Source organism: Geodermatophilus sp. URMC 62, from assembly GCF_052931475.1.
This window is the reverse complement of sequence record NZ_JBRFHY010000001.1, coordinates 3,580,251-3,594,947: the sequence shown is the minus strand read 5'-3', so window position 1 is coordinate 3,594,947 and position 14,697 is coordinate 3,580,251. Positions and strand designations below refer to the sequence as shown.

The 14,697-nt window shown below is 68.6% G+C and carries 8 protein-coding genes; 1 reads left to right on the top strand and 7 read right to left on the bottom strand.

Annotation, left to right across the window (positions count from 1 at the left end):
• Positions 1 to 84: 84 nt before the first annotated feature.
• Positions 85 to 1,482, top strand: coding sequence for a DUF2075 domain-containing protein (locus tag ACU616_RS17440; protein WP_446759689.1), 1,398 nt, complete (start codon positions 85 to 87; stop codon positions 1,480 to 1,482).
• Between the two features lie 64 nt (positions 1,483 to 1,546).
• On the opposite strand, the gene ACU616_RS17435 is transcribed toward ACU616_RS17440, so the two are convergent.
• The 7 genes from ACU616_RS17435 to ACU616_RS17405 all read right to left on the bottom strand — a co-directional run bounded on the left by ACU616_RS17435 (position 1,547) and on the right by ACU616_RS17405 (position 14,517).
• Complete coding sequence (locus ACU616_RS17435; protein ID WP_446761495.1) at positions 1,547 to 6,727, bottom strand: AAA domain-containing protein; 5,181 nt, start codon at positions 6,725 to 6,727, stop codon at positions 1,547 to 1,549.
• Entirely contained in the window at positions 6,655 to 7,464 is an 810-nt protein-coding gene (locus ACU616_RS17430) for an IS5 family transposase (protein WP_446758835.1), read from the bottom strand. The genes ACU616_RS17435 and ACU616_RS17430 overlap by 73 nt, the downstream gene beginning before the upstream one ends.
• 148 nt (positions 7,465 to 7,612) lie before the next feature.
• Complete coding sequence (locus tag ACU616_RS17425) at positions 7,613 to 8,035, bottom strand: DUF4011 domain-containing protein (RefSeq protein WP_446759688.1); 423 nt, start codon at positions 8,033 to 8,035, stop codon at positions 7,613 to 7,615.
• Entirely contained in the window at positions 8,028 to 10,211 is a 2,184-nt protein-coding gene (locus ACU616_RS17420) for a HelD family protein (RefSeq protein WP_446759687.1), read from the bottom strand. The genes ACU616_RS17425 and ACU616_RS17420 overlap by 8 nt, the downstream gene beginning before the upstream one ends.
• Positions 10,212 to 10,529: 318 nt before the next feature.
• Positions 10,530 to 10,964 (bottom strand): hypothetical protein, encoded by a 435-nt coding sequence (locus tag ACU616_RS17415; RefSeq protein ID WP_446759686.1) that lies wholly within the window; start codon positions 10,962 to 10,964, stop codon positions 10,530 to 10,532.
• Positions 10,961 to 11,845, bottom strand: a complete 885-nt coding sequence (locus ACU616_RS17410; protein ID WP_446759685.1) for a hypothetical protein — start codon at positions 11,843 to 11,845, stop codon at positions 10,961 to 10,963. Before ACU616_RS17410 ends, ACU616_RS17415 begins: the two co-directional genes overlap by 4 nt.
• A 509-nt stretch (positions 11,846 to 12,354) precedes the next feature.
• Entirely contained in the window at positions 12,355 to 14,517 is a 2,163-nt protein-coding gene (locus ACU616_RS17405) for a DUF262 domain-containing protein (RefSeq protein WP_446759684.1), read from the bottom strand.
• Positions 14,518 to 14,697: the final 180 nt, after the last annotated feature.

The window sequence follows — 14,697 nt, the reverse complement described above, 5'->3', positions numbered from 1 at the left end:
TGGTGAGAAAACCTCGGTGAGTACCTGCTCGACTTCATCACCGTCCTGCACGGAACGACCGACGTCCTGGCCGGCGCTGCCTATTTGCACAACGCGACGTTCACCACGGTCGGCGGGCTTCTCAATTACCCACAGGACGAGCTGGGACGGCTGTTCACTGGGCAGAACCGGGGCGAGTGGCTCGAGTTCCTGCGCAGCCGGCTCGCTCCGACCGACGGCAGCGTCTACGCCGACCGGCTGCTGCACTCCGCCGTCGCCCCGAGCAAGCAACTGATGGCGGTTGCCGCGGAGGAAGTCCGCCGGCGGGAACAGTTCGTGCTGCTCGACGAGCAGCGGGTGGCCTTCGACATGGTGATGCACGAGGTCGAGAAGGTCCGCGCCGGCGACCACAAGAGCGTCGTCATCGTCTCCGGTGGACCGGGGAGCGGGAAGAGCGTCATCGCGCTAACGCTGCTCGGAGAGCTCAACCGGCGCGGCCGGTCGGCGATCCACGCGACGGGGTCCCGCTCCTTCACCCAGACGCTGCGCAAGGTGGCGGGTAGCGGCTCGCGGCAGGTCCAGTCGCTGTTCAAGTACTTCAACAGCTTCATGGACGCCGACAAGAACGGCTTTGACGTCCTCATCGCCGACGAGGCACACCGGCTCCGCGAGACCTCGGCGAACCGGTGGACGAAGGCTGAGCACCGCACCGGCAAGGCGCAGGTCGACGAACTCATCGACGCGGCCCGCGTGCCGGTGTTCCTCCTCGACCAGAACCAGGTCGTGCGGCCTGGCGAGCTGGGCACGGTCGAGGACATCGAAAAGGCGGCGCGTGAGCGCGGACTGGAGGTCCACCACGTCGACCTGAGCGCCCAGTACCGCTGCGGCGGCTCCGAGGCGTACATCGACTGGGTCGAGCGGCTGCTCGGACTCAAGCCGGGCGGCCCGGTGCCGTGGGACGGCGACCCCAACTTCGAGGTGCGGGTCGTCGAGTCGCCGTCAGCGATGGAGGCCACACTGGCCGCCAAGCTGGATGAGCACTACGGCGCACGCATGGCGGCCGGCTACTGCTGGCCGTGGAGCGACCCACGCAAGGACGGGACCCTGGTGCCGGATGTGCGGATTGGCGACTGGGCGCGGCCGTGGAACCTCAAGGGCGACCGGTCGGTCGGTGAGGCTCCCCCCTCCGCGCTGTGGGCCAGCGAGCCCGCGGGCTTCGGCCAGGTCGGCTGCGTCTACACGGCCCAGGGCTTTGAATACGACTGGAACGGCGTGCTCATCGGCCCGGACCTCGTGTGGCGCACCGACCGGTGGGTCACAGTCCGGTCTGCCAACCGCGACCCCGACTTCCGAAACGCAAAGCGGGTCAGCGACCAGGACTTTGACGCCCTGGTCCGCAACGTCTACAAGGTCCTGCTCAGCCGAGGCATGCGGGGCACCCTGCTGTACTCGACCGATGCCGAGACCCACGCGCTTCTGCAGTCACTGGTTGACGCCGCCTAACAATCGCAGCTCGTCTTGACCATTTGGGCCGGCGGCAAGTGCCGCCGGCCCAAATAGGTGTCAGTCAGGCGAGTCGCAGCAAGCCGTCGTCCGTCCGCGCCAGACGGCCTTGGCTGAGCAACCGCGAGATCGATCCGTAGACGGCGGCTTGGATGTCCAGCCCCTGACGACGCCAGCCGAAGAGTCGGGCAACGGTCTGAGCCACGATCTCGTCCTCGATGAAACGGGCATCGCCAATGATGCCGAGCACCGCGAGGTCGATCTCCTCGGGAGGCACTTGGCTGACCGAACGGAGGGTGTCCGCGTCCACCGGGACACGGACCTTGGCGAACTGGGACTCCTCGACGCGGTAGAACCCCGCCTCGTCCCGACTGACGGCCAGGCCGCCGACCGTGGCGCGGGCCAGAGAAGCGCGGATGTTGTCCTTGATGACGTGGCCGACCCGGCCCACGCCCCAGTCCTCACGGAACGCGGCGAGCAGTCGCTCCTCGTGCACCGGCGCCTCCGCACGCAGCAGGCGTTCGAAGTACCGCCGCAGGTAGGGACGAGCTTCGGTCGACTGTGGCGCGTAGGGGCACCGATCCGGAGTGGCGACGCCTCGCTCGTACGGAACCGCCCACTCCGGTGGCGCGTCGAGGTCGACGTCCTCGACCACGATGTTGGCCTTCCGAGGCGCGACAACCGCCGGTGACTCAATCTTCACGCCCTTGACGGCCGCTTCGATCGCGAGCCTTAGCCGCTCGATCTGCCCACGGCGGTCGCGGACCCAGCTCAGCCCCCAGATCCGGTGCACCGTCCAGCCAAGCCCTTCGAGGACCTGCTGGCGTAGGCGGTCACGATCCCGGGCTGCCTTCGCCGAGTGGTACGCCGCGCCATCACACTCGACAGCCAGGACGTACTCCCCTGGCCGATCCGGATGACGGATGCCTATGTCGATGCGATAACCGGCCACACCGACCTGCGGGACCGGCGTGTAGCCGAGCTCTCGGATGACCTGGATGACGTCTTCTTCGAACGGACTCTCCGCATCCCGGTTCTCCGTGCCGACCTCCAGTGCCAGCGCTGGCGTGCCACGCTCAGCAAAGTCCAGGTATCCCTGCAGGTGAAGAACGCCCTTGGACGTCGTTCCCGAGATCTGGCTCGCGCGGAACGAGGAAACCACCTCAACCCGACGCCGGGCACGGGTGATGGCGACATTGAGCCGGCGCCACCCGCCCTCCCGGTTGAGCGGGCCGAAGTTCATCGTGAACTTGCCTGTCTCGTCCGGGCCGTAGCCGATGCTGAACAGGATGACGTCCCGCTCGTCCCCTTGGACGTTCTCCAGGCTCTTGACGAAGAAGCCGTCCAGTCGGTCGTGCTCGTTCAGCAGTCCGTTCAAGAGGGGCTCGTTCACCGCCCGCTGTTCGATGGCGGCCTGGATGGCGTCCTCCTGCGCGGCGCTGAAGGTCACGACGCCGATCGACAAGTCTGGGTGCACGGTCCGGTGGTGCAGCAGTCGGTCGACGACCTTCTCCGCCTCGATGATGTTGTCGCGTCCGCCTCCGCGTCGGTAGACACCGTTCACGAAGAAAGCCTCGACACCCAGATCCGGCGCCTCGAACGTCGCCCCTGGGAACGTGTGCAGCTCGCCCTCGTAGAACTTGTAATTGGAGTACGTGATCAGCGCCTCGTGCCTGCTGCGGTAGTGCCACAGCAAGGGCAAGGACGGCAGAGCGCCGGCTGCCTTGCAGACGTCCAGCACGGACTCGAAGTTGTCTGGCGCTTCCTCTTCCTCGTCGGCAACCAGGTCGTCGTCCATGGAGGAGGCGAAGAAGTTCGTCGGCGGCAGCTGCTTCTGGTCACCGGCGACGATGAGTTGGGTGCCGCGGTAGATGCAATTGACCGCATCAGAGGGCAGCACCTGCGAAGCCTCGTCGAAGATGACGACGTCGAAGCGCATGCCCCCAGGGAGGAGCTGGGAGACCGACAGCGGGCTCATCATGAAGCAGGGCTTGAGCTCCTGGACAACGGCCGCAGCCTCGCCCAGTACCCACCGCACCGGCTTGTGCCGCGACTTCTTCTGCGCCTCCCGGCGGATGATCTGCGCCGCTTTGCTGTTCGCGTTCCGTGGTCGACGCGCCGAGCAGGCGTTGACGACAGCACCGTGGGCGTCGGCGACCAGCCGGCGGTCGAGGTCCTGGAAGGTGGCGACCAAGGCGTCCCGGTCACTGGCGCGGTATCGCCTGAGCGCCGGATCGCTCTTCACCGTGGCGTCGGTCCAGGCCAGCAGTGCCGCTCGCTCGATCGCTCGCGGGACGTCCTCCGCCGGTGTCAGCCGTGCCTCGAGCTGCTCGAGCATGTCGCTGAAGCCCTGATCCGCGAGCCAGGCACGGACGCGGACGTACTCACCCCACTCCTCGATGTCCCGGGCCGCGGTCTCCGCGAGCTCATCGGTCAGGTCGAGGGCAATTCCGAGGTCATCGGCGAACTCATCTCCCAGCTCCTCGGCCCGGGCCGGGAGGAAGTAGGACAGCAACACGGATCGGGCCGACGACCACTCGTCAAGGCGTTGCGACAGATCCGCCGCCGTGAGCGTTGGTGCCAGCACGCGCTCGGCGACCACCGGCGGCACCGCACCGCCCAGCAGGCCACGGGCTGCATCGGTCCAGTCGAGAGCCTGCGAGACGATCTTCCAGTCGGTCTCCACGGCCTCGTACGCAGGCCCGAGAAGGGCGACGTCCTCTTCGAATGCCTCGAAGATCCGGGCGTTGCACTCGGCGACGCGACCGGCCTTGCGGAGGAGTGCCTTCGCCTCGTGGACCGTGACATCCCGTCCTACGACCTCGGCCACGTGCTCCACCGCGGCCAGCCCCGGACGCAGCCGCTCGGCCAGCGCCAGGCACCACTCGGCCGCCTCGAGGAAAGTCCGTCCCTGCAGCTGAATCGCGAACTCACCGAGGTGGACGGCCGACTGCTCGAGCCAACGGCGCAGGTCGCCGTCGAGCCGATGTCCGATCGTGTTGAGGGCCGGGTCCTGCTGGCCACCGAGCGCCAGCTGCTGAGCCAGCGCCTGGGCGTTGAGATCCTCCCCCGCGAGACGAACAGCCTGATGCGCCGTCTCGATGGCCTGGGCCACCCGACCGAAGTCGGTCTGCGTACGGCGGTAGTAGCTGCCGAGCCGGGGAGCGTGGTCCTGCTCCCCCGCGCTCAAGGCCGACTCGGCCCGCTGCCAGGCGACGGCCTCGCCGAGACGTGCCAGCACGGTGTCGTCGACCTTGCCGGCCGTGGTGACGGCCCTCAGCCCCTTGCGGTCGGCCCGGGCCTGACTCGACCACTTGCGCCATCCCTTGTGCGTCTCGCGGAACCGGACATCCAGCGCCGCCAGGTCGAGTTGGAGGGCATCCCGGGTGAAGGTCTCCGCGAGCGCCTGCTCGCGCTCCTGCACGGCGACGACCAGTTGCGCCAGGACGTTGGCCGACTCATCGAGAGCCGCCTGGATCGATGGATGCAGCCAGAACGCTTCGGGAGGAGTGGTTCCTTCCCCCAGAAGCGCCAAGCCCACCAATCGCTGCGCCTCCGTGACACGGGGCACCGACCAGCTCATGCCCAACATCGCGGCGAGGCGCTTGCTCGCCTCCTGCATGTCGGCCAGGCGCGTCGGTGAGCCGTCGAGCCAGTCCACCAATACACGGAGCTGCGTTGCGGTCGTTTGTCGAGCCGGAGCCCACCCCTGCTTGTCGGCCTTGCACAGGTCGGTGACGACATCGGCCAGATCAGCGTCCAGCGACTGCCAATTTTGGCCGGCGTCCCGGGACAGCCGTGAGGCCAGTGTCTTGTAGTCGGTGGTCAGCTGCTCGAGCTCCCCCGCCCGATTGCGCAGACCGCGAAACGCGTTGTCGTCGATGGTCAGCCACCCGACCAGCGCGGCGTCGGGCCGCCCCTCGACGCGGGCCAGCAGGTCTCGGCGACGGACGACGTCGCCGAGCGATGCCCCGAACGACTTCCCGAGGTCGTCGTCCACCGCGGTCGCCCGATCCCGCAGCGCGGCCGCGGCATCACGAGCCGCCACCGCAGCGCGTCCCATCCGCTCGATGGCCGCTCCCTCGACGTCGGGATCGGCCAGGTCCCGCCACAGGAAGTCGGCTCCCTCCGACACCGGACGCCAGGCTCGAGCCAGCCGCTCACCGTGGGAACGGATGTCGCTGAAGCAGGCAGCATCGAGCGCGGCCCAGCTGTCGCCGACCGGCCCGACGTAGTCGCTAACATCGTCCAGCGCGGCCACCCGACCGAGGACGTCGAAGAGGCTCCGGCCCAAGCCGGGTCGCCGTTCGTTAACCGCTCCGGCGTAGGCGGACAGGTCGGTGCGGCTCGTCGACAGGGTCTTCTCGTCGGTGGGGCCGAACTGCCGACTCGCCGTGACGCTCTGAGTGAGCGCTTTGTCGAGCTCCATGACGACCTGCTTGCGGGTCGCCGCGTGACTGTGCAGCTCGAGGAGGAAGGGGCTCAGTTCCGCTGCGCTCAACCGATTGCGGACGACGTCCAGCGCGGCTGCCTTCTCGCTGACGAAGAGCACTGTCCGGCCGGCGGCGATGAGCTCCACGATGATGTTGGCAATCGTTTGGCTCTTGCCGGTGCCGGGCGGACCGTCCATGACAAAGCTGCGACCGTCCCGCGCGGCGAGGACGCACTTCCGCTGGCTCCCGTCGGCGTCGAGGATGCTGAACAGCTGCTCCGGCGGGTGGACCTGGTCGAGGTCCTCGTCGCTGACCGGGTCGAAGGCGAAGCCGCCGGCGGTCGGCGAATCCGGACCGAGGGCCACGAGTTGGACCATCGGGTGAGCCAGCACCTGCTCCTCGTGCTCGAGCAGGTCCCGGTAAATCGCCTCCTTGTGGAAGCTGAAGGTCGTCAGGACGACCCGACGCTGGATCTCCCATCCCGCGCGCCCGCGGATGGTCCTCTCGACCTGCGCCAGGTGGGCCTCGACGTCGAACGCCTCCGGGTCGAGCTCAGGGAGCTCCAGGTCGAAGTCCTGCTGCAGCTTGAGCTCGAGAGCGGGGTTGGCGACGGCCTCGTCCTCGGTCCGCACCAGGACGTAGGGCTCGTGCGCCGCCTCTCGCTTGAGTCTTACAGGGACGAGCAGCAACGGGCTCTGGGCCGGCTTGTCGTCCTTCGGGTCAACCCAGTGAGGTGTTCTCAACGGTTTGGTCGCTCGGCGTTGGTCAGGATGAGTGCGGCGGCGACGACCGCACCGATCCGCTGCGGGCACAGCCGAATCCGGCGCAGTGCTTTCCACCGGTTCTTGAGCAGTGCGATGCCGCGCTCACCCTCGGCGCGCAGCCGGGTCAGCAGTCGGTTGCGGGTCGCGGTGCTGGGTGCCAGGTGGGCACCCTTGGCCGGCGTATGGATGCCGACGCCCGCGCCGTCATAGCCCTTGTCGGCCAGGGCGGGCAGGCCCAGCAGCGCGGCCGCGGCGTGCAGCGCACCGAGGAACCCGGTGGCCCGGGCGGCGGCGAGGTCGTGCATCGAGCCCGGCTCGACGGGGGAGACGGCCACCGGGAAACCGTCCGGGTCGCAGACGACCTGCACGTTGCCGCCGTGAGCGCGGTGCTTGCCGGAGTACCACAGGTCGTGACCGGACTCGGGGTTGGTGGTCCGGCAGCGGTCGGTGCGGATGAGCGTGCCGTCGAGGACGACGTGGCTCCAGCCGGCGGCACTTCCGGCCTCGAGCACTCGGTGCAGGTCGGGGGCTTGGTCGGCGAGCACGTCGATGCCCTCGTGCAGGTAGCGGTAGCCGGTGGCGACCGAGACGCCGGTGTCGCGGGCCAGGGTGGGCATGTCGGCGTCCTGGCGGAACCAGCGCAGCACCAAGATGGCCTGGTCGCGGGCGGAGGCGGCGCGGGCGCCTATGCCGGTGCCGCGGCGGCGGCGTTCGGCGATCAGCAGGTCGGTGAGCAGGACGGCGGTGGCCTCGGGCACGTCGAGCGTGGCAGAGTAAGTGATCACGTGGGGTCCGTGCGGATGAGGGTCGTTCTTGGTCGACGCCATCCTCTGCCGGACCCCACGCCCCTGTGCAGCGACGTCGTCGTCCAGCCACTGACCTGCTCATTCAGCGTTCAGCAAAGCTCTTCCGCGCAAATCGGTTGAGAAGACCTCAGTGCAGCATGCCCAGACCGAGGTATAGGGTCCAGAACCCCTTGTCCGCGTAGGTGTTCTGGCTGTGCTGGTCGAGCCGCCGCAGCGACGCCGGAAGGTCCTTCGCCGACTTGTTGGCGACGACGATCGGCTCGGACGACGACCGGCGCGACGCAGGCTCCCCAACGCCCTCCTGCTCGGGTCGCGGCTCGACGGGGGAACGTCCTGCGTCGACCAGCGCGAGAACTTGGTCGACCGCGGGCGAGGCGATCTCCAGCGAGGCGGAGCGCGTGTGCTTGAAGTACAGGAGCCGCTGCCGGCGGTCGAGCGCTACGAGGTCCCGTCGCCACAGGTCAAGCTGGCGCTTGAGCTTCGCCGCCTGCTGCTCGGACAATTCGGGCTCGGTGGGCTTGTCTGCGGCGGCGTAGTGCTTGTCAGTCACGCTGAGGGTTTCCGTCCTTCGACGACAGACGTCGGACCAGGGAGCCGACTAACTCCAGGTCCTCTGGGGAGAGCTCGGCCAGCAGTCGGGTGATGCGGTCCAGTTCGGGATTGAGGGCCTCGTCCCAACCGACGAGGTCGAACTCGTCCTCGGGCTCGCTGATTGGCAGGAGGTGGCGGAGCCCCTCGGGAAGCTGGTCGACCTCCACGAGACGCAGCTGTTGGGTGCACCGGGTCATCGCCACGTACAGGACTCGTCGTCCATCGACCGATGCGCCCACCACCTGGGTGGGTCGCAGGAGGACGACCGAGTCGAACTCGAGACCCTTGGCCGCGGCAGCCGGGACGACGGTGAGGTCGGACGCGAAGTCTCCGTCGCGCCCGTCCCCCACGCTGAGGCCGGCCGATCCGCATCGCCGGACGCACTCGTCGTAGCGGTCGTCCGGGACGATGAGCGCGGTGGTCAGCCCCGCCCGGACGTCCTCGGCCGCGAGCTCGATCGCCCGCTCCACGTCGGGGACGACATCGTCGAGGTGCACCGTCGGCTCGCCGGCTCCCTGGCGCACCGAGCGCGGAGCGGTCAGCCCCGGGGAGATCAGCGGCAGGAGCCGGGCGGCGAGGTCGAGGACCGGCCCGGGCACCCGGTAGCCGATACTCAGCGTCTCGACCCGCACCTCGGTGGAGGCGAGGTGATCCGTCAGCTCGTCCCAACTGTCCCGGACCCACGGACCGGTGGCCTGCGCCAGGTCGCCGAGCACGGTGAACGAGCCGGAGGGGCACCGCCGAGCGAGGGCGCGCGCCTGCATCGGCGAGAGGTCCTGCGCCTCGTCGACGACGATGTGGCCGTAGGTCCGCAGCTCGCCGTTGAGCCGATGGGCCAGCTCGTCGAGGCAGAACAGGTCGCTGACGGTCCAGGGCTCGTCGGAGATGCTTTCGCGCGGCTCCCGAAAGAGGCGAGCACGCTCATCGGGCGTGAGTACCCCTTCCGTGGCCTCGATGAGCCACGACTGGGTGCCGTACAGGCTCCGCAGCAGATCCTCGGGTGTGAAGGACGGCCACATACGATCGAGTGCGTTGGTGAAGGTGGACAGCCGTCGAATGGCCGACTCCGTGGCGATGACTGCTCGCCCGGCGGCGTTCTGGGCAGAGCGGTATGCCTCATAGGCGGCAGCCGACAAAGACTGGCGGAGGACCTCTCGGGCACGGTTGTGCGGCAGGCTGCGGCGCTCGACGTCGGCGATCAGCTCCTGGATGCGACTCCCGCGCAGCGTGGTCCGGGCTCCGCCGAGTGAGAACTCGAGGTCTCCCCCGCTCCACCCGGTACGGCCCTGAAGTGCTCGGCGAAGGACGGTGACCATCGCGGCGCTGCCCTTGATCCTCGCTACGTCGTCGTCCTCCGCGGCCACGACGCCGGCCTCACCGGTGTAGAGACTGGCGAGGTCGACCTGCAGGATGTCCGACGCGTCGAGCGAGGGCAGGACGCCGCTGATGTAACTCAGGAACGCCTGGTTTGGAGCGACGACGAGCATCCCCTCGCGGCGGAGCTTCTCGTCGTTGAACGCCAGGTAGGCGGCCCGATGCAGCCCGACGACGGTCTTGCCGGTGCCCGGCCCGCCCTGGACGACCAGGACGACATCGCGCTCGGCTCGGATGATGCGGAACTGCTCGGCCTGGATGGTCGCGACGACCTCACGCATGGCCCCGTCACGGGACCGGTCGAGCTCGTTGAGGAGTGCGTCGCTCACGGGTGACGGCGCCGTGGCGTCCGGATCGGTGACGTCCGCTGCCGCGCGGCTGGTGATTTCGTCGACCATCGACTTGAGGACGCGGTCCTCCTCGACGAACACTCGCTTCAGCTTGAGGCCCTTGGGGTCCTGCGGCGTCGCCTCGTAGTAGGGGACGACGGCGGGCGCGTGCCAGCTCGCCACGACGAGGTTCTTGTGTTCGTCGTGAACGCGACGGACGCCGATGTAGAGCGTCTCGCCGTCGCGGTCCATGCGTCCGACGACGAGCTGGCCGGAGCCCCGGGCGTTCTTCAGGATCTCGAGTGCCCGCTTGAGGGCTGACGCGGTCGAACGGTTCAGCTCGTCGTACGTGTTGTACGTGTGCTCCGCCGTTGCCAGCCCACGGTCAAGCAGCTGGTAGGCCCGCGAGATGTAGGCCTGCTCGATCGGCATGTCGCGGTGTTCACTCGGGTCCCCGACAACCCGCGGGAGAACCTGGGTCATCGAGCAACCGCCGGCCCGCAGACAACGGCCCCGATCGAACGCGCACCCGAAGCGCGGGCACGTCCGCGGACGACGGCAGTGGACATGTGGAGCTCCAGTTGTGCAACACCCGACCACGCCTGTCGCGGTGGGCTACGAAAGCTTGCCAGTGAGTGAGGACAAGTCCTCGCCTACGACGGCTAAACGTCACCGGATCGGGTCGTAAGTGGCCCAGCAGTACCAGGAGCCCCGCGCGCTGCACCGAGCCCACGACGCCGTCGTGGGCAGCTACAGCTCCCAGACGTGATCTGGGTCGTCGAGCGCCTTGCGGACCAGGGTCAGATCACCCATGTCGGCCAGCGGCGAGGACTTGGCCAGGTCGACGATGCCCTGCAGCGCCGCCGTGGCCGCCGTCCCGTCGCCTCGCGTCATCGCGTCGTCGAGGTGCTCGAACAGCCCCTCGATGGTCCGCGAACGCTCCGCGAAGACATGCTCCAAGTACTGCTTGAGCAGCGAGCCGGCTTCCTTGATACGGGTGACCTCGACCGTCGCGTACGCGTAGATGTTGGCGCGCTTGGTGCGCTCCTCCTCGCGCACCCGCAGGAGCTCGAGCGTTCCGTCGACGACGTTGTTGAGGGCACTCAGCGCGTCCACACCCGGCAGCGCGGACTTCGGTGCAGGCGGCAGCACAGTGCCCTCCACCGGCTTCTTGGCTGCCGTCACTGGATCTCCTTGTACTTCAGGATCAACTGGACCATGTCGGAGTTCATCTGCCCGTCGTCCCCGATCAGGGCCACCCGGCAGACGTCTCGCACCGCGAACGTCAGAGAAAGGGCGCGCTGGAACTCGGCAGCGTGCTCTTTCGGGTCGAAGTTGAGCTGCTCGAGGGTGGAGAGGGCCTCTTGCGCTCGCGACACCAGCCCGGCGAGCACCCCGCTCACCTCGGAGATCCTTGAGTCCAGAGCGTCGAGAAACGACCGGAAGGTCGCTTGCTCCTCCACCGCGACGGCGACCTTCGCCTCGTACTCCTTGGCCTGGGTCACTGCCTTCTCACCCTGCACATTCAAGGTGAGGCCACCGATGAGCATCGTCGGACCGATGGTGACCACGCCGAGTGCGGCCGTACCGAGGGCAACGCCTCCTCCGCCTGCAGCCAGCGATCCACCGCCCAGCCAGGCCATGGTGGCGCTCTGCGCCGCGGCGCCGGAGAGTGAGCTGATGGCCGTCCCGGTGCTCGCAGCGCCCAACGCGGTTACGGCACCGGGGATGCCGGCGTAGGCACCCGCTCCGGTCAGGGCGGCCATGCCGGCGCCCTTGACCCAGTTGACATCTGCGGTCAACGCTCCGGTGAAAGCCTCGATGTCTCGCTGCTCCGCGTCGATGCCGTCGAGCAGCTGCGCAGCGCTCTGCTTGACCTGCTGGCGGTGACGCTCGATGAACGCGCCCATCCGATTGATCACCAACTGCCGGGCCTGCTCCTGCTGACGGCCGTACTCGTGGATGCGCTCGTTGCTCTCGCCGACGCGGTCCTCCGTGAGGGACGTCGACTTGTCATAGCGCTTGCGAGAGGCGTCCGCGATCGATTGGGCGTCCTTCATCTTCAATGAGGTTTTCTCACCAGGATTCGCCGTCCGCGGACGGCCAGGGAAGGCATCACTGCAGGTCAGGCGCATGTGCCAGCGGAGGTGCCAAGTGCCACGTGGCGGGACCCGCGCCGAGCAGCCGTGATCGACGTCGCCAACGACTCGCCGCAGCCCTGACCAGCGGCGCCGACCGTCCCCTTCAAGCTGGTGCGGATTCCTGGTGAGAAAACCTCAATCCGCCCATGACGCCGGTGACAATTCCACCGACTCCTGTGCTTGCGCCGAGGCCGATGAGGGCGAGAGGAATGAGGGGCAGGACCACCGCTAGAACCTCCAGGGTGAACTAGGTCGCCGGAGCGACCGTGATTGAGCATCGGTGAATCTCCGGCCCACCGACGCGGTTTGTGACCAGCTCGAGGCCAGCCCGTCGGATTCGTCGACCCGATCGGAGAGCCGCTGCTGAAGCGGGTCCCCGGTGGCCCCCGGCTCCCGGGGCTCGCTCACGGACGGCTCCTCCGCTGCCTGAGCGCTCACGCTTCCTCCGTCTCCGCGTCGGCGCGGACGAAGGTCAGCCGCTGCTCCACCAGGTCCACGCCCGATGCCCGCCATCCGGCGTCGCGGATCGCACGGCCGAGGGCGGTCCCCTCGTAGCCGTACCAGTGGGTCAGGTGCACGCGAGCGGACCTCGGCAACGGCACGTCGAGGATCTGCTCCACTTGCTCGAAGGCGAGCTCGATGCGGTCACCCTCCTGAGCCCGGAGCCACCGCCACAGCCGCTGGTACTTGCCGGTGTGCGAGGGAGCGGCGACGTCGTCCTCATCGTCCGGCTCAGCACCGCCGACCTGCGGGTCGAACGCCGACGCAGAGACCGGGATCGGCTCCGGCGTCGAGGGACGCGGCCAGAGCGCCAGGAGCCGCTCGGTGAGCGCCGCCGTGCGGGCGCGGATGTCGTCGTCCGACCACGCCGTCGGGTGCTCCTTGATGACCTTGGCGTTCAGCTTGAGAGAGCTGTGCTCCAGCAGGTAGTCCCGCTTGCCTGCCCCGTCGTCCTTGGTCCAGGGGCGGTTCGACAGGGCCGGGTTGAGCCGGCCGCTGACGAGGGTGAGGTTGCCCAGTACGTGCACGAGGCGGTCGCGGTCGAGCGAAGCGCTCACGTCGTCCGAGGCGATCGGCCAGTTCTGCCGCCACGCCTGCGGCAGGATGTGCTCGACGGTCAGGCGGCGCGGGGCCGGTTGCCCCTCCCCGTAGTCGGTACGGAGGTCGTCTTCCAGCGCCTCGAGGACCATCCGCAGCCGGGCCCGGAGCAGCGCCGTGTAGACGGGCCCGCTCTCCAGCGAGCGACGGACGAGGTCGTCGTCCGGCCACAGGCGGGCGTCGGAGCGCTGCTCGGCCAGGAATTGCTCGGTGCGGTCGCCGGCGCTGGCCGGGCCGGGCCGTTCCAGGGCCTTGAGCAGTTCGAGGATCGTCTGGTTGATGTTCTTGCCGGTGAGCCGGGCCAGCGTGCGGCGGACCAGCCAGGACTCGATGGCGTTCAACGCCTTGTCCCGCTGCTCGACCGGGAGCTGGTCGCCCGGCCAGCGGAGCAGCCACAGCAGGACTGGCATGACCGCGCGGGTGTCCAGGGCCTGGATGACGCGGTAGTAGAAGCGGCCTGGCACCGAGCTGGCGGGCAGTGCGTCCAGGGTGGAGAAGACCGCGGCGTCGCTGGCCAGCTCGGCCATCAGCCCGGGCAACGCGACCGGCGCGGTGGCGACGTGATCCCGGAAGTCGATGAAGATGCGGTCGCTGGGGACCTCCCGGAGCAGCTTCATCGTCAGCCAGTAGTTGAGGAATACGTCGATCCGCGGCCGGTACAGGCGCCCCTGGGCGGTGAGTTCGCGCCAGTAGTCGGTGTCCAGGGGCGCCCAGTGCTGGCTGTAGATGGCGCCGACGTCCAGCTGCTCCGCCTGCGCCCGCTGAAAGAGGAGGTTCTTGACGAGGTCCGCAGCCAGGAGAGGCGCCCCTCGGTGGTTCAGCGTCTCGAAGATGACCTGGGCGTTGTCGCCCGGCTCCAGGTCAATGACGACGAGCTTGAGGTGGGCGTGCAGCGCCTGTGCCAGTGCCGAGAGCCGGGCAGCAGCCTTGTCGGGGTCGCCGGTCGGCTCGCACCACTCGGTAATTCGGTCGACGAAGAACGCACGTGCCTGGGAGATCCGGGAGTCGACCAGCTCGGCCGGCATCGCCGTGCTGTTGTCCATGGCGGCGCGGAAGGCGGCCTGGTCCCGGTCCGTCGGCCAGACCTTGAAGACCTCGTCGGGGTGCTGGGTCACCTGCGGCTGGTTCAGGACGAGCATCTTGAGCCGCTCGGCGTCCAGCATGTTCCCGTACCTCTCGGTGACGTCCTGAGCGGCGTCGAGGAGGAGCTGCAGCGTCGTCAAGCGCTGCTGGCCGTCGACCACGTGCCGCACGGTCAGGAAGCCAGCCGGGACGAGCTGCTGGTCCAGGACGATCGCCCCGAGGAAGTGCGGCGGCACGGGTGCCGCGCCGTACCCAGGCGGCGCCTCGAGGACACGCTCGGCCAACGTGCGGACGTCGTCCCAGAGCGGAGCCCACTGATCGTCCCGTGTCCACACGTAGGGCCGCTGGAACAGCGGGATCACGTATCGGCACTGATTGCCGAAGATCGCCGCTGGGGTGTGGGTGTGCGACTGCACCAGAGCTCCGCTCGTCGAAGGCGTGAGAATCGAGACGGACGTGCGCCCACCGCCGTCAGATGATGATCAGACAGGCCGGGCGAGGCGTGGGAGCCCCGACCTCGAGGACGCACCCCCGCTTGACGACTGTGGACCCTGCCATGCGAGACCGCGTCGGCCAGCTGTTCCCGGCCGGGGACG